Below are 23,000 nucleotides of genomic sequence, written 5' to 3'. Positions count from 1 at the left end.
TGGGCTTTATCTTGATATTTTTATTTAAGGGATTTCAGCATAGCGCATATAACGCTGAATCATACGTTTACGTGCTTTTAGGGCTGATGCATTACGATGATCTTCAAAATATTTTGGATTGGTGAGAATCGCTGCCAGGAAGATGGCCTGATCACGCGTCAGGCTCTCTGCAGTCTTACCGAAATAATGTTTGGCTGCAGCTTCTGCCCCGTAGATATTGTCTCCAAACTCAATCGAGTTAAGATACACTTCCAGAATACGCTCTTTAGACCACATACGTTCCATCATCCAGGTCGCAACAGCTTCCTGACCTTTACGCAGGAATGAACGCTTGTTGACGAGGAACAGGTTTTTAGCCAGCTGCTGGGAAATGGTTGACCCACCGGCTACGACACGGCCTTCATTCTTGTTACGGCTGAGCGCAGTCTGAATACCATCCCAGTCAAAGCCATGATGGTGCATGAATTTTCCATCTTCTGCAGTCACTACCGCCCGTTTCAGATTGGTACTGATTTCATCATAAGGGCGCCACTGATGTTGAATGGGCTTGGAGGACTCAGTCCAATAATCAATCCGCATCATCATGGTGGTATTCACCGGATTGGTTCGCCACCAGGCTAAACTTGCAAAAATCCACAGTTGAACAAGTAAAATCACACTGACAATCACGAGAAGGGTGCGGGTCAGAAAGGCTTTCATGTCAGCGCGTTACTCCTGAAAATTCAATTTTTCGTGTTAAGCTTATTCGAAATATACAATCACAGCAAAAAAATAGCATGCCTGAAAATTCTCCCCCAACAACACATCGCAAACTTGAAATGCAGCTCTGGTGGATGACCGCACTCTTGATCTGCATCAATGTCGGCCTGTTTGGCTGGCAGGTTCTGAATGGTATGGATATCACACAGCCCAGTTCTCCAGATGCCATTCGCTGGGGAGCAGATTATGCACCTTTAACGTATTTAGCGGAACCCATACGCCTGTTTAGTAGCATGTTTTTTCATTTTGGCTTAATTCACCTGATGTTAAATATGTGGGCACTGTATATTTTTGGTAGTGTCGCTGAACAAATTTTTGGCCGGGTCTATTTTACAGGTCTTTATATTTGTGCCGGCCTGATGGGCAGTTTACTCAGTGGTTATATGAGCATCCAGGACAGCTATGCCTTAATCGAAGGCGGTGTAGCCAATCCTGGCTTATTGCCGGGTGTTAGTGCGGGTGCTTCGGGTGCAGTCATGGGTCTCGGTGCCTCACTGACTGTTCTGTCTTTACTGCCGATGTTGCCCCGTCAGCCTTTTATTCTGGATAAAAAGACACTGGTAATGATCATGGGCCTTAACCTGGCGATTGGCTTTATGATTAGCGGAATTAACAATGCCGCACATATTGGCGGCATGATCATGGGGGCCGGACTAACAGCGCTCTGGTATCTCGGTCAGAAAATGCAGCGTGGCCGTTTGGTCAGTCTGGTTGCCTTACTGCTCGGCGTCGCTGCCTGTGTCGTGCTGTATCAATATAATCTGGCCCTGCTTGAACCGATCCGCCCACTCTGGCAGGAAATTTTACAAATGCTACAACAGCAGTTGGCGGATCAGCCCGCAAGATAAATCTTATTGATTCATCTCACGCAGGCTTTGCAAGGGCGGAATCTCGGAAAGATAACTCAGACGATAACGCCCGATCAGGGTACACAAAACTGTCATAAACACAGGCAGGATAATCCAGATTTCCCAATGGGGCTGAATGATCAGATCCATCTTATAGCTGGCAATGGCGCTGATCACTTCTGCAAACAGACATGAAACAATCCCTGCGAACAGTCCGATAAAACCGATTTCCAGACTCATCATGGTTTTCAGCTTCTGTTTGGAACTACCAAAAGACCGGAGCAAAGCCACTTCACGTTTACGTTCATCCATAAGCAGGTTTAAGCAGGCCATCAGTACCAGAAAACCGGATACGCTGACCAGCACAGCCAGAATGGTAATGATCTGCACCAGTACATTCACAATCCGTTTGATTTCTTCCAGAATCAGGCTGACATCAATAAATACCGTATTGGAAAACTGCTGAACCAGATTCACCAGTTTATCTTTATCTATTTCCGGTACATAGAAGCTGCCCAGATAACTGCCAGCATTAGCATCCATGGTATTTGGTGCAAAGATAAAGAAGAAGTTTGGACTAAAACTTTCCCACTCTACCGTTCTGAGATTCACCACTTTGGCATCAAGTATGCCTTCAGGCAAGCTAAAACTGAGCTTATCCCCCAGTTTGATGCCCAGCTCTTGTGCAGTATTGGCTTCGACCGAAACTTCACCCGGCTGTTTCAATCCTGCCTCCCCCTGCACAATGACATTATCCTGAGGATAGCGGTCCGATTGAGTCAGATTCAGTTCACGTCTTAAGGTATTACTCTGCTTGACCAGTTCAGCAGCAAAAGGATGATCATTTTTCGCCACCAGACGCCCGCGAATATTGGGATACAAGGGTGTACTTTTCCAGCCATTCTGTTCTAACTGAGCTTTTAAGTCAGGCATGTCAAAAGGCGGCAGACCATAGACAAACTGGTTGGGTGTCCCTTCCGGCAACTGTTGCTGCCAGCGATCAAGCAGGTCGGTACGTAGCACAGCCAGCACACTGATCAAGCTGAGTCCAAGAGCTAAAGCAGTAATTTGTAAAGCGGTCTGATACGGTGTCCGCACATAGGCAGACAGGTTGGATTTCAGATTACGCAGCAGTTTTAAGATACTCCAGACCGTAAAATACAGTACGGCACAAAGCAGGATAATGGCCCCAATCACCCAAGCTGTCAGCACGATATTTTCCGTTAAAATCACACTAAAAATAATCAGACTTAAGGTTCCGGTCAGTAACATCCACAACATCGAATGGACGGATTTTTCCTGTTGACGAATGACCCGAATCGGAGGGGTATTCAAGAGCTGAAACAGACTTGGCATGACAAAGCCCAATAACACCACAGCACTGGTCAGCATGGCAATTGGCAATGGTCCCAGCAGCATGGCCGTAGCAGAAAACTCAAGCTGCAAGTTTGGAATCAGCTGTAGCATAAGTTGCAATAAGCCATAACCCAATGCTACACCTATTACGCTACCAATCAGCATGGCGATTAAAAGCACTAAACCTAGCAAAGCCAGATAAACCGCTAGAATCTGATTTTTGGTCGCGCCAATACAGCGCATCAGGGCAATATGATCCTGATTCTGCTGCACATAACGCTGCGCAGTTAAAGCAATGGCAATCCCGCATAACAAAATGGTGAGAATATTGGCCAGTTGCAAAAAAGTATCCAGATTGGCAATTGGTTTCATTAAACGGGTATTGCCTTCGCTGGCATTACGTAAGCGCAGACTGCCCTGCTGTTCCAGTTCTTGTTCCTCAACCCCAGCATCTGCTTCATCTGAAGTTCCATTTTCAGATTTTATCTTCTGCTTGAACCAGGTTTCATATTGCCGGGTATCGGCTGGATTACCCGCCATTAATAAACGGTAATCAATCCGGCTACCGACCTGAATCGCATTGGTGCGCGCCACTTCTGACTGAGCAATAATTACAGTCGGCGAAAAGCCAGAAAAACCGAGCTCCTGATTCGAATCCTGCTCGATTTTTGCAGTAACCTTAAATTTGGCATCGGCGATATTCAGTTCATCACCCAGTTTGACCTTCAGCAGATCCATGGCCCGTGAACTCAGCCAGATTTTCCCCGCTTGGATTTTATCTGCTGCAGGCTGAACCCGTAGCTCTCCTCGTAAAGGAAAAGCCTGATCAATAGCCTTAACATTGACCATGACAAACTGATCATTGGTATAAGCCATCGTACTGAAAAATGTGACTTCAGATTGCTGTAAATCGAGCTGCCTGGCCTGATCACGCCATTCCTGAGCTAGCGGCTCATTATCAGAAAGTACCAAATCTCCCGCCAGCATTTCAGCTGCCTGTAAAGCAACGGCGTTCTGAATCTGTTCATTACTGAACTTTAGTGCCGTTGTGGCACTAATCGCTAAGGTCAGCGCGATGATTAGCAGATAAATCCCTGTCGTATTAAAACTTTGTCTGAGTAAAGGACGAAAAAGATGCTGCATATCAGCCTCCACTCGCATGTTCAATCAGCTGACCATTGACCAGTTCAAAATGACGCTGGCATTGTTGGGCCAGATCAGGATCATGGGTAACCAGAACCAGCGTGGTGCCTAATTCGCGATTTAACTGAAAGAGCAGCTGTTCAATTTCCTGAGCGGTTTCCCCATCCAGATTACCTGTCGGTTCATCAGCAAATATGATTTTGGGTTCACTGACCAATGCGCGGGCAATAGCGACACGTTGCTGCTCCCCACCCGACAGTACTTTTGGTGTTTGCTGAGCCTGACGGTCTAATCCGACCTTTTGTAGCAATGCCAGCGCCTTTTGTTCGGCATCACTATATTTAAAATCTAGCTGTAAACGTAAAGGCAGCATGACATTTTCAAGCGCAGTAAGATGAGGTAAAAGCTGGAAAGACTGAAATACAAAGCCAATATTTTTTAGCCGGACTAAAGCACGCTGTTCTTCATTTAAGTTCGATACCAGCTCTCCACAAACCGTTAACTGCCCGGAACTAGCCTGATCCAAAGTGGCCAAAATGCCCAGTAAAGTCGACTTTCCTGAACCGGAACGCCCAGTAATGGCGACCTGTTCTCCAGTCAAAATTTCCAGCGAAAGATCTTCAAAAATAGTCAGTTGTTTTTGTGAAAGTTGTATCTTTTGTGTCAATTTCTGGGCAGAAATAATCGCTTGTGGCATGATGGTCGAATCGTTGCTGCTTTGAATCATACGTGTCCTATATGAAAGATCTAAATCAGAAAAATCGTGTATTGCCTTGCCTGGTATTCTTTGGACTATGCCTGATTCCTTTTAGTCTGTCGGCAAAGACCATTATGATTGTGGGTGACAGTATAAGTGCTGGTTATGGCATGCAACCACAGCAAGGTTGGGTACATTTATTACAAAAGCGTTTGGACCAACACTATCCGAAACAGCATAAATTGGTCAATGCAAGTGTGAGCGGTGAAACCACCAGTGGTGCCTTGGCAAGGCTGCCGAAACTGCTACAGACGCACCGTCCAGATATTGTGGTGATTGAGCTTGGCGGGAATGATGGCCTGCGTGGGCAGCCACCCCAAATGATTCAAAAGAATTTAGCAGCTCTGGTACAACAAAGTCAGAAAGCCAAGGCGAATGTGGTTGTTTTTGGAATGAAAATGCCACCAAATTATGGCCAGGCATATAGTAAGGCTTTTGAAAATAACTATAAGGTGGTCAGTCAGCAGTATAAGGTCAAACTACTACCCTTCTTTATGCAAGGCGTCGCTGGCAATAAAAGTCTGATGCAACAGGATCAGATTCATCCCAACACCAAAGCCCAGACTATTTTATTAAATAATGCTTATCCTTATATTAAAGGCGCCCTCTAAGGCGCCTTTAACTGAATCAAATCTTAAAATTTTCTTAGAAGTCAAAGAAAGTTACTTCACCGGTTTCAAGTGAATATTCTGCACCAATCACCTGTAACTTACCTTTAGCAATCAGGCTTTCTAGAACTGCAGAACCATGACGTAATTGATTTACTGAAGCAAATACATTGGAACGGACTGCATGTTTAGATAGTTTATTCAGGTCATCTTTCAGTTCAGTCTGCATTAGAATTTCAACTGATGGACGTACACGGTTCACGATTGACATCAGATTTGCAGATGGCGGCGTTGCTGGATTGGTTAATGCTTCAATTGTTGAATGAATAGCGCCACAATGTGTATGACCCAAGACAATTACAATCGGACAGCCAAAACTTTCTGCTGCGAATTCGACACTGCCGACTTGAGACGGTGCAACAATATTACCTGCTACCCGAATGACAAACAGATCACCTAGCCCTTGGTCAAAGACCATTTCTGCGGGTACACGTGAATCTGAACATCCTAAAACAATAGCAAATGGTTCCTGACTTTCTGCCATCTCAGCACGTTGCTGATGCGATAATAATTTTAAATGCTGCGTTTCACCATTGACAAAGCGCTGGTTACCCTTTTTAAGACGATCTATAGCTTCCTGAGCTGTGAGCATTCTTTTTTACCATCGATGTTTTTAGTGGGAATATCTTACTGCTAGATTTTTTGAATGTCACTTGCAAAAAAAATTAGCTGTAAAATTTTTAGCGCTTTGATGATTTCTTGTTCTGATAATTTTTCTGTGAAGTTCATCACGTTTTTTGGGCAGTTTTTCTGCTCAAGCTAATAATTAACAGATGTACAATATTAAGGAATGCTTTAAAATAAGTGAAAGATTACGATTTGATTCATCTATAAATTGCAAATCGATAACACGGAAGTATTTTGAGCGTTTTTGCTCAGTTTTTTTCAGGGGACAGTGCTAATGAAGAAAATAATAAAATTGCGCTCAAAAATTATCTATTCCACTTTAGTCGCTCTGGGTCTTAGCCTATCTAGCCTGAGCCATAGCCAATATCTGTTTACACCGCCGAAAGCCAAGTCTGCCGAAGTTTTACAGCTGTATCTGAGCCAGCAACGCATCCAGGCGGGTCTACAATCTAAAACTCTAAAAGTCGGTGATGTGACCTGGAGTTATAGCGAAGGCGGTGCAAAAAACAAACCCTCGATTATCCTGATTCATGGTCTGGCAGGCACACGCGACAACTGGAATCGTGTCGCCCAGTTTTTGACCCCGTATTATCATGTCATCATTCCAGATTTGCCGAGCAATGGCGATACCCGGGTTCCAGCAGATTTTGATTTGTCTGTACCCAATGTCACTTCGCAATTACGTACCTTTGTCGAAACCCTGAAGATTGAAAAAAATCTGCATGTCGCTGGCCATTCTCTAGGCGGCTCAATTGCGACAGTCTATGCGTCACAATACCCTTTCGATACCCAAAGCCTGTTTCTAGTGAATAGTGCCGGCATCTATAAAATGGGAAATACGCCTTATACCAAAGACCCGCATGCACTCAAAGACCTGATTGTCAGTAAACCTGGTGATCTGGAAGATGTCTCCAAACAGCTAATGCAGAATCCGCCAGCGATGCCTTATCAGCTTAGACATGCACAAGAAAAATTGCTGATTTCGCGTTCTGAGCAAACCAGCAAATCGATTGATCAGGTAGTAATGCTTAACCGACTGTATACGCCTGATACCTTTGCCCGTCTGACCCGTACAGTGGAAGCGCCTACCTTAATTCTATGGGGAAAACAGGACCGGATTATTAATGTCGAAGTGGTGAAAGAGTTATATTCTTTATTAAAACGTGCTGAAACTCCGGTGATTTTAAATAATGTTGGTCATATGCCGATTCTGGAAGCAGAAAAACAGGTCGCCCAACATTATTTGCCTTTCCTGGCCAAGACACAGACCCTAAAAAATCCACTAGCTGATAAACTCATTCCTTTTAATTAAGTTTCAGAGAAGTTATGCAGAAACATCCGATGATTGAGCAGTTGATTGATGCTCAACTTGATTTTCTTGATCAGGTATTTTCTCAATCTGAAACCATTCAAAGCGAGTTTCACGAGTTTTATCTCTGGTTGCGCAAGCAGACGCTTAAAGATCTGTGGAGCTGTGAACTGATCAATCAGCTAATACAAAAGCAGATTCTGGATACTGCTGCCAGTTCTTTTCTGATTGAGCAGATTGCCGAACATATCCGGTTCGCACTGGTTCATCCAGCCAATGATACGACCAAAATTGCAGATGTCATTCCGGTACTGACCATTGATAAAATTGCACAATATGTGGCCAGCAAAAGTGGTCATCGTCAGCGCCTGATCAAAGCGGTGGTGAATAATCCTGCTTTTTCAGCCATGATTACGCAACTGATCCAGCATTCGATTCAGGATTATCTGGATAATTCTGTGATTGCCAAGAGTGTTCCGGGCGTTTCCCGCTTCATGAAAATGGGAAAATCTGTTCTGGAAAATGTTACGGATTCCAGTCTGGACAATACAGTTGCCCGTTATTTGCAAAAAAATATTTTAAAACTTAGCCAAATGAGTGAGCATGTGCTGAACCAGCACTTTGATGATGACAAGCTATACCATTTTCAGGCCAATCTTTGGCATAAGATCAAAGACATGCCGCTGTCCGTGCTCAAGAACTATATTGAAACCCAGGATCTGAACCAGACGGTGAGTTTGGGGCACGAAATCTGGGATCATATGCGCCAGACGGAATATATACAGCAGCAACTGCATGACGGGATTTATACCTGGTATGTACGCAATCAGGAACATACATTTGATCAGTTATTACGAGATCTGAATATTGATGAATCGTTGATTCAATATGAGCTGAATGAATTGCTAACACCGATAATTCAGCAGATGATTCATCAGGGCTATTTGCGTGAACGTGCCCGTGCCTATCTAGAAAAATTCTATTATGCTGAAAATACCTTAAAAATTTTAAAGATTGAAGACTAAAAAAAGCCGCTCGAGAGTGGCTTTTTCATATCTATGAATTAGAATTTGATATTCATACCCACGGTGTATCTACGACCATCAAGTACAATGTCATAATCGCCATTGGTAATTTCTTTATTGGCAATGTTATAAATACCAGCAGTCAAACTTAAGTTATCTGTCGCTTTAAAGACTGCACCGGCATCAAAAGTACCATATCCCGGTGTCCCATTATCCATAGAAGTACGGCTTAAATAATCACTGGTTTTGCCACGGTAATTATAGTCCAGCCAGGTCGTCCAGGTATCTGAAACATCATAATTCAGACCGACATTCAGCATATGTTTTGGCATTTTATTCAAAGGCTGGCCTTTAAATTCGCCACTTTTTTGCTCAGTTTTTGTATAAGTATAACTTGTACTCGCGTGAAGATTATCCAGTACATCATAGTCTAATGTGAATTCAGCACCTTTCATTTCTGCATCGGAAACGTTTTTCATTTGGCTAACAAATCGATATGGCTTGCCATTTGCCGAACATTTCCATTCTTCTACAGGAGAACTATTTGTTGTTCCTGGCGTGTCACATAAACGATCTTCAACAATTTTATCTTTAAAATCAGATTTAAAGACCATTAAACTGCTTGTTAAGCCAAGTTCAGGAGCCGAATAGTTAAATCCGAATTCATAGCTCGTGCTTTTTTCTGGAGACAAATCAGGGTTACCAATGATGACAGCACTGCCTTTTCCTGTTCTGCTACCAAAACCTTCTGAAATTTGGCTAATCGTTGGTTGCTTATAGCCTGTACTTACACCACCTTTCAAAGTTATAGCATCTGTTAAATGATAAACACCATAGACACGCGGTGTAATTTCACCACCAAAGTATTCATCTTTATTGTAGCGGGCGCCCACAGTTAAAGCGAAATCATCGGTAATGCTCCACTCATTTTCTGCATATAAAGCAAATAACCAACGGTCGAGTGAAGTGACCCCAGTAATATCGGCTAGACCATTTGTGGTATCAGTGATTTTTTCTTTTTGATATTGACCACCCACTGTTAATGCATGGTTACCCAAAAAGAATGAGCCTTGTGTATTAAAGACTTTTAATTCTTCATTTTTTTCGTCAGCAACGGCACCACTATAAACTTTTTTAGTTGTTTCATCTTGATAGTATGAATCAAGGGTAAAATTATCGTAACGTGCTTTATGCGTTAAGGTATATAGATTTTTCTCATTTTCATTGATAGAGGCTTGAGTGGCAACATCCACACTTTTACCCAGTGTTGTGGTGTACTGCTGCCCTGTAAAATCATATCTCAAACCAATATCGTTATGTTCATCGACATTCCAAACCAGTTCAGTACCGAGCTTTCTAACTTTCTTCTCAGACTCACTTGAACCAGATTTTTGCCCTTCTCCACCGACAAAGTCACTTTCGTCATTCCCCTGAAAGTTACCATCTATACTTAAAGATAATTTATCTTGAATTAATGGGCCTGTGACATACATGCTGACGCCATAACTATCATTTGCATAATCATTATCAGACTTCGTATATTCAGGAGAAATACTTCCATGCCAATTACTAGCAGACGCTTTTTTAGTAATAATGTTAATTACCCCCCCCATAGCATCTGAACCATAAAGTGATGACATTGGACCACGTACGACTTCGATCCGTTCAATCATGTCAATTGGTGGTAAATATGCACCAATTTTCCCACCATCTGTACCATTACCATTCACTGCTCTACCGGCACTAATTGGTCTGCCATCAACAAGGTATTTCGTGTAGGTTGCACCCATACCTCGGATTGTAATCTCTTTATTATTGCCACCGCCTTGTACAGAAACACCTGGCATATTTTTTACAGCATCAATTACATCTGTATATGATTTTTTTTGTAATTCTTCAGCGGTAATGACTGAAATAGAAGCAGGTGCATCTGCAATATTTTGTTCAAAACCGCCCGCTGTGGTTACCACAATGGTCTGCAATTTAGTAGCTTCAGTCTGTAATGCTGCTTTTTGTTCTTCAGTTACCTGGTCTTGTGCTTGTACTGAAACAGCTAATGCTGAAAGCACTGCAAAGGCCAAAGTCGATTTCATAAACGGCTTACTCATATTCGAAGGTGCCCCAAAAGTTGATTTATGAAGAAATATTGCTGGAATTGTGACGCATTGTAACAAAAGTAATTACAAATACAATCACTATTGATAATTATTATCACTATCAAATACAAATAAAAAAATACCCCGATCATTCGAGGTATTTCTTACAAGCTAAATTTTATTAGAGACTTATTTGAAATAAGCACCTTCAGCTTGGGTATGGTCAGTCTGGTCAACGACACGTGCCAACTCAGGAATGTGCTGTTTCAAGGTTGTTTCAACGCCTTGTTTTAAAGTCACATCAATTGCTGAACAGCCTTGGCAACCACCACCAAATTTAAGAATCGCAGTTAAGCCATGCTCAGGATCTTCAACCACTTCAACCAGTGCACAGTTACCACCATGACCTGCCAGACCCGGGTTGATCTCTGACTGAAGCACGTATGTAATACGTTCTTCTACAGAGGCATCAGGACCCACACGTGGCACTTTAGAATTTGGTGCACGGAAAGTCAGCTGACCACCAAAACGGTCTTTATTGTAGTCAATAACTGCATCTAGCAAGTATGGAATTGACGGAGAGTCTATATAGGCCGGAAAATCTGGATATTCCTGCTTATAGTCTGTAGGTACAACCTCATCAGGTGCACTATAAGCCATGCAACATTCAGCGCGCGGTGTACCCGGATTTTCTACAAACACACGTACGCCAATACCTGGTGTATCCTGTTTGTCCAATAGATCCTTTAAATACTCTTGTGCTGTCGGTGTAATCAAAAGATTTGGAATTTCTTCTGCAACCGGAGTGTTGCTGTTCTCAGTCGACATAACAATAATTTCCTCAAGCTGAAGCTGCTATTTTAACTGAAGATGCGGGGTAATTATAAAAATTCAACCAAAATTGTCGGATTTATTATAAAAGTCGCACTTTAGATTTGTTTTAATGGCATGATTATTGTCAAATAGATAGAACCAGAATTACTTATATGCTTGATTTACCTTTTAATCATACCGTCACTATTATTCTGATCACCTGTATTGTTTCTTTTATTGCTTTTTCAAAAGAAAAGGTAATGAATCGTCTGATTTTCTGGCCGCCTGCCATGCAACGTGGTCAATATGACCGTTTCATTACCCATGGTTTTATCCATGCAGATGGCACGCATTTATTGTTCAATATGATCACGCTATTCTTTTTCGGCAGCATTATTGAAAGTTTTTATCGCCAGTATTTATATGATCTGGGCTTTATTCTGTTTTATCTTGGTGGTCTGGTTGCAGCGATTTTGCCAAGTTATCTGAAACATAAAAATGATGCGCGCTGGGCCAGCTTGGGTGCTTCCGGTGCAGTATCCGCGGTTCTGTTCGCTTATATTCTGTTTGAACCATGGAAGCTGATTTTCGTGTTCTTTATTCCAGTCCCTGCGATTATTTTTGCTGTTTTATATGTGGCCTATAGTATCTGGTCGGGCAAGCGCGGCAACAGCAATATCAATCACAGTGCCCATCTATGGGGTGCGGCTTATGGTGTGGTGATGACGATTATTCTGGAACCACGACTTATTTCGCATTTCCTGAATAAACTGACTCAAATCCCCTTCTAAAGTTTTGAATAATTAAGGGATAGCCATTATCCCTTTTTTAATTACTCACATATGAAAATGATTTTCATTTCTATAAATTATGCTAATCTTGTCGCGAATTTAGAGGAATAAACATGAAATTTAAGACTTTAGCACTTGTCACAATATTAGGACTGACAACTTCTTTTACAGTTTCTGCACAGGTCACTTTCGACTATAAAGACCAAAATATTCAACTTAAAAAAGCTCCGAAAAAGATTGCAGTATATGACCTATCTGCACTGGATACCTTGAATGCACTAGGGCTTGAAGCTCAGCTGGTGCCTGCAGCAAGCTTTGCAGGCAATTTAAGCAAATACCAGCAGGGCAAATTCACCAAAGCTGGTTCACTGTTCGAACCGGATCTCAATGTACTAAAAACTGCTAAACCTGACCTGATTATTGTCGGTGGCCGTTCGGCTTCTAAAGCAGAGGCTGTTAAAGGTATTGCTCCGACTTTAGATCTTTCTCCAGATACTAGCCAATATATTGCCGATCTGACGGAACGTGCCCATGTCTTGGCACGTGCATTTGGTAAAGAGAACATTGCTACTGAAAAGCTTAGTAAAATCGCAACGCTGCAGCAACAACTGAAAAAGCAGACTGAAGGCAAAACTGCACTGATGCTGTTTGCAGTCGGTGAAAATTTTATGCCACATGCAGAAAATGACCGTTTTGGCTTTGTTTATGAATTAGCAGGTTTTAAACCGGTATTGGACCCCTCTGAACAGTCAAATGCACCCCGTCCAGAAGTAGACTCTCCGGAAGCATTGAAAGCAGCGGAGAAAAATGTTCAGCGTATTACAACAGCCGTTGAGAAGAATCCGGATTACATCATTGTCCTGGATCGTGGTGCAGTGAATACCCAGAAATACACCGCTCAGGATAATATTCAGAAACACCCTGCCCTAAAAAATGCCAAAGCCTTGGCAGAGAAAAAAGTGATCTATGTGAATGCTGATGCTTGGTACATCACTGGTGCGGGTTTGGACAATACCGCTTTCATGTTGGAAGGACTGATCAAAGGCACAGCGAATTAATTTTTAATCCATTACTAAAAAGGAAGTTTCGAGCTTCCTTTTTCCTTGAAACATCTCGTAATAAATTAACGCTCAAGACTGGAATTTAATGCCAACCCAAGAAGCAACTTAGCAGCGATAATGTATACATCTGTATATTAATTGCTGTAAGTCGCGAGATATTTTGCATGTCCACTTCCCTAGACGGTCTTCAATTTCCCATTTCTGCTTCACAACAAAAACCAAGCACATCGAAAATCGGCCGTAACATTATTTCTGAAGCCTTAGGCGCAGTCGATCCTGTACATGCTACTGCAGCACAACAGGAAAAGAACTGGCGTAAGCAATATCCACTACACTTTAAACATCTGGTTGAAGGTGGATTAGGCTCTGCGGGTGCAGCATTGAGTATTGCCAAGCAAGGTCTGGAAACCGCACATGCTAGCTTTGAGTTTTATCGTGATGGCCAGAAGCATCTACTAAAAGATGTGATGTCTCTGCCTGCGCAGAACCTGAATACTTTCCAGCTGAAAGGCCAGTCTGAAAAAGCTCCAGAATGGTATGTGCCTTACCATGGCAAAAAGCTGCAAGGACAAGCATTACTGGATCAAATCCAGTCTTGGGAAGATCGTGGTATCGTCGAACCTAGTCATGCCAATGCGCTACGTGAATGTATTGCCCATCCGGAATGGTTTGACCTATCCGATCGTACCACTGTTCTATTTGGTGCCGCTTCTGAAGCAGGTCCACTGACCTGGTTGTCGAAATGGAAAGCCAATATCGTCGCAATTGACCTGCCGAATACCCGTGTCTGGGGCAAAATTCTGGATACAGTAAGTCAAGGCAACGCCACTTTATATGCACCATCAGTTGAAGCGCTTACTGCTGATACTTCACTGGAAGTTTTAAAAGAAAAACTAGGGGCTAACCTGCTCACCCAGATTCCTGAAATTGCCCAATGGCTGATTCAGTTCAAACAGGATCTGGATCTCGCGGCAATTGCTTATCTGGACGGTGAAAAGCACGTCCGTGTTTCTATGGCGATGGATGCCATTATGAAATATGTTAGCGAGCAGAAAGCCAATACCAGCCTGATGTATATGTGTACCCCGACCGATGTGTATGCAGTTCCAGAAGAAGTGGTTCAGGCTTCACAAAGCAAATACCAGCAGTTGTCGAAACTGGAAAGTACGTTAACCAAAGGCATTTCACTGATTTCACGGAAGCATTTCTTCCAGAAGAATGAGCAGGATCTGTTTAAGGTTGGTGATAAGTCTTACGGTGTTTGCGACTGCCTAGTGGTTGAGCAAGGTCCAAACTATGCACTGGCTAAGCGCATCCAGCAATGGCGTGCAATATTGGCTCGTGCCAACGGGCAGCAAGTGAGCATCAATATCGCCCCTTCAACCACAACTTACTCTGTGACCAAGAACCCACTGCTGAAAGCTGCGTTTAATGGTGCCAGCCTGTTTGATGTAGAAGCGTTTGCACCTGAAACCACTAATGCGATTATGGCAGCCCTGTGGATTCATGACTTACGCAACTCTGAGTCTGTTGCAAATCCTGATGTACAACTCAATCACCCACTTGAATTGATGATGTCAGGCGCGAATCATGGCGGTTTATGGCGTGTGGCTTATCTGGCACGTACTGCTCTACCATTTGCCGCGCTTTATGGTTTTGCAACGGATAAACTGCCGAAGGGATTGTTGGGTAAGTTGAAGAAGTAATTTTTTCTGAAATAAAGATGAAATCAATTTTATTGGTCAGGCGACATGGATGTCGCCGTTAGGCTGTCTTGCGTATCTTTCACAAGCAGTGCTTGTAAAGATACTCAGGAAGTATCATCAGCCTAACAAAAGATTTTTGTTACCTTGCGAAGTGCACTTCTCATCTTTCAAAAGTAAGACTAAGAAATACTCATTTTTTACATTTAGTTGAAATTAGCTATTAATCTCTCTATTGAAAGTACTTTTAGCCTTCTGATTACCCTCACCCCCTTGCGCAGCAATGCTACTCATCCCATAGGGAGAGGGAACATCCCTTATATTTCTAAAAGCCATGAGATAATAAGAAGTCTCTCATTTTCAGAAAGAAAATCGCTATTTCTTAAGGCTAAAACTTTTATAGCACCCATAAAAAAACGCTGCCTAAGCAGCGTTTTTTACATCGAATTTCTTAGAACACTTTCAATAGAATCCAGTACAAACCACCTGATAAACAGATCGTTGCTGGCAAGGTGAATACCCAAGCAGACAGAATCGATTTCACCATTTTGAAGTTCAAGCCAGACTTATTTGCCACCATGGTACCTGCAACCGCAGAGTTCAGAACGTGAGTGGTAGAAACCGGCATGCCAAAGCCATCAGCAGCCGCAATTGTAGACATGGCTACCAGCTCCGCAGACATCCCCTGACCATAAGTCATGTGCTCTTTACCAATACGCTCACCTACAGTCACTACAATACGTTTCCAGCCTACCATGGTACCTAGACCAAGTGCTAAAGCAACTGCTACTTTTACCCAAGTCGGGATGTATTGCAGGAATGAATCCAGGTTATCACGATATTCGTCAACTGTTTTTTCCTGTGCAGCAGTCATCGCAGGTAAAGCTTCTGCTTTATCCAGACGTTTAAACGCTGTGGTGCTTAAGTACATGTCATTACGGAATTCTGAAACTTGCGCCTCAGGCACATCTTTAATGTTCGTGTATGAACCGACTTTATCACCCAAGTGATCCGTTAAGCTTGCCAATGCTGGTACAACTTCAGCATTTAACTCTTTAGTTTGAATGTATGTGGTAATGATGGCACGAGCCTTCTCATCCGGAATATCTTCATGCTGCGGATAAATCGCATCAGCCGTTTGCGCAGACAACTGGCCAAAAGACTGGATATGAGCTGCATCCAGATTTTTGTTCAGTGAATATGCCAAAGGTACACAGCCGATCAGGATCAGCATGATCAGACCCATACCTTTTTGACCATCGTTTGAACCGTGCGCGAAGCTTACACCTGTACAGGTAAAGATCAGAATGGCACGAATCAGCGGTGGCGGTGGCTTGTTCCCTTCAGGTGGCTTGAACAGTTCAAGCTGCTTTCTGAAGATCTTTTTCACCAGCAGAAATAGCACTCCAGCAAAAGCAAAACCGATCAAAGGTGAGAACAGCAATGCTTTACCAACTTTCAGCACCTGCTCCATATCCACACCAGAAGCACCACCACCTGAATTTAGCAGGTAGTTCATGATGCCTACACCCAGAATCGAACCGATCAGGGTATGTGAACTGGAAGCAGGAATGCCAAGAAACCAGGTGCCCAGATTCCAGAGAATCGCAGCGATCAGCATGGCAAAGACCATGGCAAAACCGGCACCTGTGCCGACATTCATGATCAGTTCGACAGGCAATAATGCAATGATTCCGTATGCAACAGCACCACTGGCCACCATTACCCCAAGGAAATTACAGAAACCTGCCCACATGACTGCAACCGGTGCAGACAATGCATTGGTATAAATCACGGTCGCAACCGCATTGGCCGTGTCGTGGAAACCGTTAACGAATTCAAAGCCCAGCGCAATGAATAACGCCGTGCCTAAAAGAATCATTGAATACAGACCGATCGGTGGGACATGAGCTAAATCTGAAGTCAATTGGAAGCCGATATAGATCAGCGTGGAGATAATTAGAGTCAGAAACACCGGCATAAAAAATTTCGGTGTTGGCACATGAACATTGGCCGGCTTATCAGAAGGCGACTGTTGTGCTGAACCTAAGGGAGTTTGATTAGAATTCATGCAAGCAGGAATAGAGGATTCAAGAATCCCCATATTGTTCAGTTAAATTGTGACAATTATATGACAAAGTGCTGTCATATAAACCAGTTTTTTAGACTTTCTCGTTGCCGTTTATCCTGTAACCACATGCTCTAAATTTTAAAAATATACAAATATAATCAATTATTTATTAGAAATAAAACGCTTGAATCGCCCAGCTTTATTCATGTTTTGCAATATATCTGATCATTCCTACCCGGCTGTCATATTTCCGAGCCTGTCATATTTGATTAAAGATTAGCTTTGTTATATGACACTCTGATGAAAGCTGCTTACATTTTATTTTCCAGTCGCACGCTTTTATCAAGAACTTTAATTTCCAGATTTCCATCTGTTTTCAACTTTCTATACCGGCTTGAGTTTCTTTATCAAATTTTCATATCAAGCATATCCAGCATTCTGTATAAGCGTTACAGAAAACTGCGCACTAATCTGTTAAGATTATTGCCGTTTTTGATGCTTACTGAGAAAGTTTGAATGTCCACACTTGCCACCCTAAAAGAACTTCTTGCCAAGAGAATTTTAATTATCGATGGTGCGATGGGTACCATGATCCAACGCCATAAATTGGAAGAAGCCGATTATCGTGGTGAGCGTTTTGCTGATTGGGCATACGACCTTAAAGGCAATAACGACTTACTTGTGCTGACTCAGCCACAGATTATTCAAGGCATTCATGAAGCATATCTTGAAGCTGGTGCCGATATTATTGAAACCAATACCTTTAATGGTACTCGTGTTTCAATGTCTGATTATCACATGGAAGATCTGGTTCCTGAGATCAACCGTGAAGCAGCGCGTCTGGCTAAAGAAGCCTGTGCAAAATACTCAACCCCGGAAAAACCACGTTTTGTGGCAGGTGTGATTGGGCCGACATCACGAACCACTTCTATTTCTCCAAATGTAAATGACCCTGCCTTCCGTAATATCACTTTTGACGAATTGAAAGTGAATTACATCGAATCAACCAAGGCCTTGATTGAGGGTGGTGTCGATATCATCCTGATCGAGACTGTGTTCGATACTTTAAATGCCAAAGCTGCGATCTTTGCAGTGAAGGAAGTGTTTGAAGAACTGGGCACTGAATTGCCAATCATGATTTCAGGTACGATTACCGATGCATCTGGCCGTACATTAACGGGTCAAACTGCGGAAGCGTTCTGGAACTCGATGCGTCATGCAGAACCGATTTCAATTGGTTTCAACTGTGCCCTAGGTGCAGATGCCATGCGTCCACATGTCAAAACTGTATCTGACGTTGCTGATACTTTTGTTTCTGCGCATCCAAATGCCGGCTTGCCAAATGCGTTCGGTGGTTATGATGAAACTCCGGAAGAGACCGCAGCATTGATTAAAGAATTTGCGGAAAGTGGTCTGATCAATATTACTGGTGGTTGTTGTGGCACGACACCTGATCATATCCGCGCAATTGCCCAAGCCGTTGAAGGGATTGCGCCGCGTCAGGTTCCTGAAATTGAACCAGCGTGCCGTTTAAGTGGTTTGGAACCATTTAACATTACCAAAGATTCATTATTTGTGAACGTCGGTGAACGTACCAACGTAACCGGTTCGAAAAAATTCCTGCGTCTGATCAAAGAAGAAAACTTTGCTGAAGCGCTAGATGTTGCCCGTCAACAGGTTGAAGCCGGTGCACAGATCATCGACATCAACATGGATGAAGGCATGCTCGATTCAGAAGGTGCGATGGTGCACTTCCTGAATCTGGTGGCATCTGAACCTGATATTTCTCGTGTGCCAATCATGATTGACTCCTCTAAATGGGAAATCATTGAAGCTGGTCTGAAATGCGTCCAAGGTAAAGCGGTTGTTAACTCGATTTCCCTGAAAGAAGGTCATGACGAGTTTGTAGAACGTGCCCGCCTCTGCCGTCAGTACGGTGCTGCGGTGATCGTGATGGCATTTGATGAAAATGGTCAGGCTGATACTGCGGAACGCAAAAAAGAAATCTGTAAGCGTTCTTATGACGTGCTGGTGAATGAGGTTGGCTTCCCGTCTGAAGATATCATCTTTGACCCGAACGTGTTTGCGGTAGCAACCGGTATCGAAGAACATAACAACTACGCAGTTGATTTTATCGAAGCGACTGGCTGGATCAAACAGAACCTGCCAAATGCGATGATCTCTGGTGGTATCTCAAACGTATCCTTCTCCTTCCGTGGGAATGAGCCGGTACGTGAAGCGATCCATGCGGTATTCCTGTACTACGGTATCCAGCAAGGCTTAACCATGGGTATCGTGAATGCTGGTCAGCTGGCAATTTACGATGACATCGACAAAGAACTGAAAGCAGCCGTTGAAGATGTAATCCTAAACCGTAACCAAGGTGAAAGCGGCAACGAAGCCACTGAAAAATTACTTGAAATTGCTGAGAAATACCGTGGTCAAGGTGGCGCGCAAAAAGCTGAAGAAAACCTTGAATGGCGTAATGAACCGGTTGAAAAGCGTCTTGAATATGCATTGGTTAAAGGTATTACCACTTATATCGACCAAGATACTGAAGAAGCTCGTCTGAAAGCCGTTCGTCCCCTCGATGTGATCGAAGGCCCATTAATGGCCGGTATGAACGTGGTCGGTGACCTGTTCGGTGCCGGTAAAATGTTCCTGCCACAGGTAGTGAAATCTGCACGTGTGATGAAACAGGCCGTGGCTTGGTTGAACCCGTACATCGAAGCAGAAAAAACCCAAGGCGAAGCCAAAGGTAAAATCCTGATGGCGACCGTAAAAGGTGACGTACATGACATCGGTAAGAACATCGTTGGCGTGGTACTGGGCTGTAACGGTTATGACGTGGTCGATCTTGGTGTCATGGTGCCATGTGAAAAAATTCTACAAACTGCGATTGATGAAAAAGTTGACATCATTGGTTTGTCTGGCCTGATCACCCCTTCACTAGACGAGATGGTGTTTGTTGCCAAAGAAATGCAGCGTAAAGGCTTTAACATTCCATTGATGATTGGTGGCGCGACGACTTCTAAAGCACATACTGCTGTGAAAATTGCCCCTCAATACCAGAATGATGGCGTGTACTACACAGCTGATGCATCTCGTGCTGTAGGTGTGGCAACTCAACTGCTATCTGCAGAAATGAAGCCAAAACTGGCAGCAGACTATACAGCGGATTATGAAAAAATCCGTACCCGTCTTGCCAACAAACAGCCAAAAGCTGCGAAGCTGTCTTATGCTGAATCGGTTGAAAATGGTTTTAAAATTGACTTCGACAAGAATGCACCATTTAAACCGAACTTCATTGGTTCACAGACGTTCATCAATTATCCTTTAGAAACTTTGGTGGAATACTTTGACTGGACACCGTTCTTCATTTCTTGGAGTCTTGCGGGCAAATTCCCGAAAATCCTTGAAGATGAAGTCGTTGGTGAAGCAGCACGTGACCTGTATGCACAAGCGCAAGCGATGTTGAAAGATATTATCGACAATAAACGTTTCGATGCGCGTGCAACGTTCAGCATCTACCCTGCAAATCGTACCGGTTCAGATACGGTTGCTGTGACTGATGAAGCTGGCAATGTAACGCATACCTTCGAGCACTTACGTCAGCAGTCTGACAAAGTCACTGGTAAAACGAATTACTCTTTGGCTGACTTTATTGCACCGAAAGATGTAGCTCAGGATTACCTTGGCGGCTTTACCGTTTCGATCTTCGGTGCGGAAGAGCTGTCTCAGGAATATAAAGCCAAAGGTGATGACTATAATGCGATTATGGTTCAAGCCTTAGGTGACCGTTTTGCCGAAGCTTTTGCTGAGCATCTGCACCAGCGGATCCGTAAAGAGTTCTGGGGCTATCAGGCTGACGAAACTCTGGACAATGATGAATTGATCAAAGAGAAGTATGTCGGCATCCGTCCTGCACCGGGCTATCCTGCTTGTCCTGAACATTCTGAAAAAGCACCATTGTTCGACTGGTTAGGTACGACTGAGAAGATGGGGACTTACCTGACTTCTAGCTTTGCAATGTGGCCACCTTCATCAGTGAGCGGTTTCTATTATGCAAACCCTGAAACTGAATACTTTAACGTGGGTAAAATCTCTGGCGATCAGTTGGAAGATTATGCGAAGCGTAAAGGTTGGACGTTGGATGAAGCGAAGCGTTGGTTAGCGCCAAATCTGGATGATTCGGTGGTTTAAGAAACCTCTAATTTAGAGTAGAAAAAAATCCCCTCAAATGAGGGGATTTTTTATATCTAAGACTATAATAATTATGATGCTATTGATTGTTCATTTTTTGTTAACTGGAAAATTTCAGCATTAATTTTTATATACAGATTCTGACCAAATTTTTCTTTATCTTCCTCATTTAAATCGGACATATCTAAAAAAAGTTTTTTTACTGCTCTTTGTACCCTTAGGACTTTATGACCTAATCTTCTATTCTGTTCCTCAGTTCTAAAGAATATAATCACTTTAATCCCACGTCTCAAATTAGTCGCTATTAGTTGCCACCAATATTTATCAGTCTCCCCCAAAGAACAGCCAAAAATACAGATCAAATCTGCATGATTAATTAATTGTTCACTTTTTTTATCCACGTTATGTCGTAGACTTGAGTTAGATTCTATTTTTATTAGTGCCTCAATAAAGTCAGTGTCATTATAAAATTTCGTATTACCAACTTGGCTTAGATCATTAACACCTAGAATTGTTCTTTCATTAGTAAAACCATGAATATGAAGCAACTCCTTTAAATAATATTTTGAATAGCCATCAGTTTCTATAGGAGTATTAAAATTATGTTTTTCAATAATTTTTTTAACGGATTTCGTATAGTTAAAATTTATAATATTTATTTTTTTATCTTCTACTCTCCACTTTTTTTTATATGTAAAAAATTCATTAATATCTGCTTCTGTAAGAAATAGCTCAGGATAACAAAGATTCTTTAAAAAAATATCCAGTCGTAAGCTAGAAAAATCATACGTTGCAGACTCTTCATCCAAGTAATCACAAAGGTTATTTACTATATCATCATAGACCTCATCAAAATCTGAGACACTCTGAAATTCAGTTGTATACTTTCCTAAAGCAAGTTCTAAATCAGACCAGTTGACTACATTATCAAAAATATTTGATTTAAGCTTTTCAACCAATGTACTTTTAGACTCTTTTTTAAGATAATTTTCATAAAAATCATTATATCGGGTCTTCATCCCTAGATTTATATCAAAACCATTTCCTAGCAAATATACAATATTCACAGTAGCCCCAACTTTATGTAAAAATTAAAATTATGCTTATATTTAGATGAGCAAATTCCATTAAGATTATTATAAATTTTACCCTAAAAGATATCTTTATATAAACCATTTAACGTCATATTGGAAAAACCATATTGAGCGCTTGAATCCCTCCTAGCCTCCCTTTAAAAAGGGAGGAACAACACAAATCCAGAACTATCATAAAATTCGTGTGAAGTCCACCTTTGCAAAAGGGGGGGATTTAGGGGGATTCTTTAGAGAGCTCTTTCAAACAATGTCGATAAATCACTTCCATAACATCATCAATCTACCCCATCACCTGCCCATTATCAAACTTCAAAACCTTTAACCCAAGCTGAGCCAAAGCTTCATCACGAATTTGATCGGCTTCTAAACCCTCATCCGTAAAGTGCTGACTACCATCACATTCAATGACCAGGTTGGCAGCGGGACAGTAAAAATCCACAATGTAATTTAAAATTGGCTTCTGCCTATAAAACTGCAAACCTAAAATTTGCTTATTCCGAAGTCGTGACCATAATAACTTTTCAGCATCTGTCAGGTTGTTGCGTAAATCACGCGAGGCTTGCTTTAAGTTTTTATTGTAGGGTTTCATTTTTATTCTCTTTTATTTTTAATCTCCCCTCGCCCTTCTTTTTCAAAGAGGGGGACTCCACAGAAACAAATAAATTACGTGACAGCC

General features: G+C 42.4%; 16 protein-coding genes and 1 pseudogene. 8 read left to right on the top strand and 9 right to left on the bottom strand.

The features are described 5' to 3' along the window. Nucleotides 1-24: 24 nt before the first annotated feature. Entirely contained in the window at nucleotides 25-699 is a 675-nt protein-coding gene (gene mtgA, locus RJ01_RS06490) for a monofunctional biosynthetic peptidoglycan transglycosylase (protein WP_005234581.1), read from the bottom strand. Between the two features lie 77 nt (nucleotides 700-776). Here mtgA and RJ01_RS06485 point away from each other — a divergent pair, with 77 nt between their 5' ends. Continuing rightward, nucleotides 777-1,607 carry a rhomboid family intramembrane serine protease gene (locus RJ01_RS06485; protein ID WP_034170435.1) on the top strand — a complete coding sequence of 277 codons (831 nt, stop codon included), beginning with the start codon at nucleotides 777-779 and terminating at the stop codon, nucleotides 1,605-1,607. Nucleotides 1,608-1,610: 3 nt separating this feature from the next. On the opposite strand, the gene RJ01_RS06480 is transcribed toward RJ01_RS06485, so the two are convergent. Together RJ01_RS06480 and RJ01_RS06475 are read right to left on the bottom strand one after the other, a co-directional pair. Next, nucleotides 1,611-4,106, bottom strand: coding sequence for an ABC transporter permease (locus tag RJ01_RS06480; protein ID WP_034170434.1), 2,496 nt, complete (start codon nucleotides 4,104-4,106; stop codon nucleotides 1,611-1,613). Between the two features lies 1 nt (nucleotide 4,107). Next, a complete protein-coding gene (locus RJ01_RS06475) occupies nucleotides 4,108-4,833 on the bottom strand; it encodes an ABC transporter ATP-binding protein (RefSeq protein ID WP_034170433.1) in 726 nt (241 codons plus the stop codon). A gap of 11 nt (nucleotides 4,834-4,844) precedes the next feature. Here RJ01_RS06475 and RJ01_RS06470 point away from each other — a divergent pair, with 11 nt between their 5' ends. Further along, nucleotides 4,845-5,474, top strand: coding sequence for an arylesterase (locus RJ01_RS06470; protein ID WP_034170453.1), 630 nt, complete (start codon nucleotides 4,845-4,847; stop codon nucleotides 5,472-5,474). Nucleotides 5,475-5,508: 34 nt separating this feature from the next. On the opposite strand, the gene RJ01_RS06465 is transcribed toward RJ01_RS06470, so the two are convergent. Continuing rightward, complete coding sequence (locus RJ01_RS06465; RefSeq protein ID WP_004783034.1) at nucleotides 5,509-6,123, bottom strand: carbonic anhydrase; 615 nt, start codon at nucleotides 6,121-6,123, stop codon at nucleotides 5,509-5,511. A 309-nt stretch (nucleotides 6,124-6,432) separates the two neighbouring features. On the opposite strand from RJ01_RS06465, the gene RJ01_RS06460 reads away from it, so the two are divergent. Together RJ01_RS06460 and RJ01_RS06455 are read left to right on the top strand one after the other, a co-directional pair. Further along, nucleotides 6,433-7,470, top strand: coding sequence for an alpha/beta fold hydrolase (locus RJ01_RS06460; protein WP_034170432.1), 1,038 nt, complete (start codon nucleotides 6,433-6,435; stop codon nucleotides 7,468-7,470). Between the two features lie 14 nt (nucleotides 7,471-7,484). Beyond that, nucleotides 7,485-8,492, top strand: a complete 1,008-nt coding sequence (locus RJ01_RS06455; RefSeq protein ID WP_034170431.1) for a hypothetical protein — start codon at nucleotides 7,485-7,487, stop codon at nucleotides 8,490-8,492. A 38-nt stretch (nucleotides 8,493-8,530) separates the two neighbouring features. On the opposite strand, the gene RJ01_RS06450 is transcribed toward RJ01_RS06455, so the two are convergent. After that, the gene (locus tag RJ01_RS06450) at nucleotides 8,531-10,600 is read right to left on the bottom strand and encodes a TonB-dependent receptor domain-containing protein (RefSeq protein ID WP_034170430.1); all 2,070 of its coding nucleotides are present in this window, start codon (nucleotides 10,598-10,600) and stop codon (nucleotides 8,531-8,533) included. A gap of 177 nt (nucleotides 10,601-10,777) precedes the next feature. Further along, nucleotides 10,778-11,416: a Fe-S biogenesis protein NfuA gene (gene nfuA / locus RJ01_RS06445; protein WP_034170429.1), complete on the bottom strand. Its 639-nt coding sequence runs from the start codon at nucleotides 11,414-11,416 to the stop codon at nucleotides 10,778-10,780. 158 nt (nucleotides 11,417-11,574) lie between these two features. On the opposite strand from nfuA, the gene RJ01_RS06440 reads away from it, so the two are divergent. The 3 genes from RJ01_RS06440 to RJ01_RS06430 all read left to right on the top strand — a co-directional run bounded on the left by RJ01_RS06440 (nucleotide 11,575) and on the right by RJ01_RS06430 (nucleotide 14,959). Continuing rightward, nucleotides 11,575-12,192 carry a rhomboid family intramembrane serine protease gene (locus RJ01_RS06440; RefSeq protein ID WP_034170428.1) on the top strand — a complete coding sequence of 206 codons (618 nt, stop codon included), beginning with the start codon at nucleotides 11,575-11,577 and terminating at the stop codon, nucleotides 12,190-12,192. Nucleotides 12,193-12,305: 113 nt separating this feature from the next. Beyond that, nucleotides 12,306-13,250: an ABC transporter substrate-binding protein gene (locus RJ01_RS06435; protein ID WP_034170427.1), complete on the top strand. Its 945-nt coding sequence runs from the start codon at nucleotides 12,306-12,308 to the stop codon at nucleotides 13,248-13,250. Between the two features lie 167 nt (nucleotides 13,251-13,417). Beyond that, the gene (locus RJ01_RS06430; protein ID WP_034170426.1) at nucleotides 13,418-14,959 is read left to right on the top strand and encodes a hypothetical protein; all 1,542 of its coding nucleotides are present in this window, start codon (nucleotides 13,418-13,420) and stop codon (nucleotides 14,957-14,959) included. A gap of 448 nt (nucleotides 14,960-15,407) precedes the next feature. Here RJ01_RS06430 and RJ01_RS06425 read toward each other — a convergent pair whose 3' ends face one another. Continuing rightward, nucleotides 15,408-17,027 (bottom strand): inorganic phosphate transporter, encoded by a 1,620-nt coding sequence (locus RJ01_RS06425; protein ID WP_034170425.1) that lies wholly within the window; start codon nucleotides 17,025-17,027, stop codon nucleotides 15,408-15,410. 516 nt (nucleotides 17,028-17,543) lie between these two features. On the opposite strand from RJ01_RS06425, the gene metH reads away from it, so the two are divergent. After that, entirely contained in the window at nucleotides 17,544-21,230 is a 3,687-nt protein-coding gene (gene metH / locus RJ01_RS06420; protein ID WP_034170424.1) for a methionine synthase, read from the top strand. Between the two features lie 71 nt (nucleotides 21,231-21,301). On the opposite strand, the gene RJ01_RS06415 is transcribed toward metH, so the two are convergent. Then, complete coding sequence (locus tag RJ01_RS06415) at nucleotides 21,302-22,297, bottom strand: AbiH family protein (RefSeq protein WP_034170423.1); 996 nt, start codon at nucleotides 22,295-22,297, stop codon at nucleotides 21,302-21,304. Between the two features lie 310 nt (nucleotides 22,298-22,607). Continuing rightward, nucleotides 22,608-22,913, bottom strand: a pseudogene (locus RJ01_RS06410) (endonuclease domain-containing protein); the annotation flags it as partial. Nucleotides 22,914-23,000: the final 87 nt, after the last annotated feature.

This window comes from Acinetobacter sp. YZS-X1-1, assembly GCF_000804305.1.
GTDB classification, from domain to species: domain Bacteria; phylum Pseudomonadota; class Gammaproteobacteria; order Pseudomonadales; family Moraxellaceae; genus Acinetobacter; species Acinetobacter variabilis.
This window is presented reverse-complemented; position numbering and strand designations above follow the sequence as displayed.

Bases quoted from the DNA above. Each gene is read 5' to 3' on its own strand.
- RJ01_RS06470 (WP_034170453.1), top strand. From the start codon at position 4,845: ATGAAAGATCTAAATCAGAAAAATCGTGTATTGCCTTGCCTGGTATTC.
- mtgA (WP_005234581.1), bottom strand. From the start codon at position 699: ATGAAAGCCTTTCTGACCCGCACCCTTCTCGTGATTGTCAGTGTGATT.
- RJ01_RS06440 (WP_034170428.1), top strand. From the start codon at position 11,575: ATGCTTGATTTACCTTTTAATCATACCGTCACTATTATTCTGATCACC.
- RJ01_RS06435 (WP_034170427.1), top strand. From the start codon at position 12,306: ATGAAATTTAAGACTTTAGCACTTGTCACAATATTAGGACTGACAACT.
- nfuA (WP_034170429.1), bottom strand. From the start codon at position 11,416: ATGTCGACTGAGAACAGCAACACTCCGGTTGCAGAAGAAATTCCAAAT.
- RJ01_RS06480 (WP_034170434.1), bottom strand. From the start codon at position 4,106: ATGCAGCATCTTTTTCGTCCTTTACTCAGACAAAGTTTTAATACGACA.
- RJ01_RS06485 (WP_034170435.1), top strand. From the start codon at position 777: ATGCCTGAAAATTCTCCCCCAACAACACATCGCAAACTTGAAATGCAG.
- RJ01_RS06455 (WP_034170431.1), top strand. From the start codon at position 7,485: ATGCAGAAACATCCGATGATTGAGCAGTTGATTGATGCTCAACTTGAT.
- RJ01_RS06475 (WP_034170433.1), bottom strand. From the start codon at position 4,833: ATGATTCAAAGCAGCAACGATTCGACCATCATGCCACAAGCGATTATT.
- RJ01_RS06460 (WP_034170432.1), top strand. From the start codon at position 6,433: ATGAAGAAAATAATAAAATTGCGCTCAAAAATTATCTATTCCACTTTA.
- RJ01_RS06425 (WP_034170425.1), bottom strand. From the start codon at position 17,027: ATGAATTCTAATCAAACTCCCTTAGGTTCAGCACAACAGTCGCCTTCT.
- RJ01_RS06450 (WP_034170430.1), bottom strand. From the start codon at position 10,600: ATGAGTAAGCCGTTTATGAAATCGACTTTGGCCTTTGCAGTGCTTTCA.
- metH (WP_034170424.1), top strand. From the start codon at position 17,544: ATGTCCACACTTGCCACCCTAAAAGAACTTCTTGCCAAGAGAATTTTA.
- RJ01_RS06430 (WP_034170426.1), top strand. From the start codon at position 13,418: ATGTCCACTTCCCTAGACGGTCTTCAATTTCCCATTTCTGCTTCACAA.
- RJ01_RS06465 (WP_004783034.1), bottom strand. From the start codon at position 6,123: ATGCTCACAGCTCAGGAAGCTATAGATCGTCTTAAAAAGGGTAACCAG.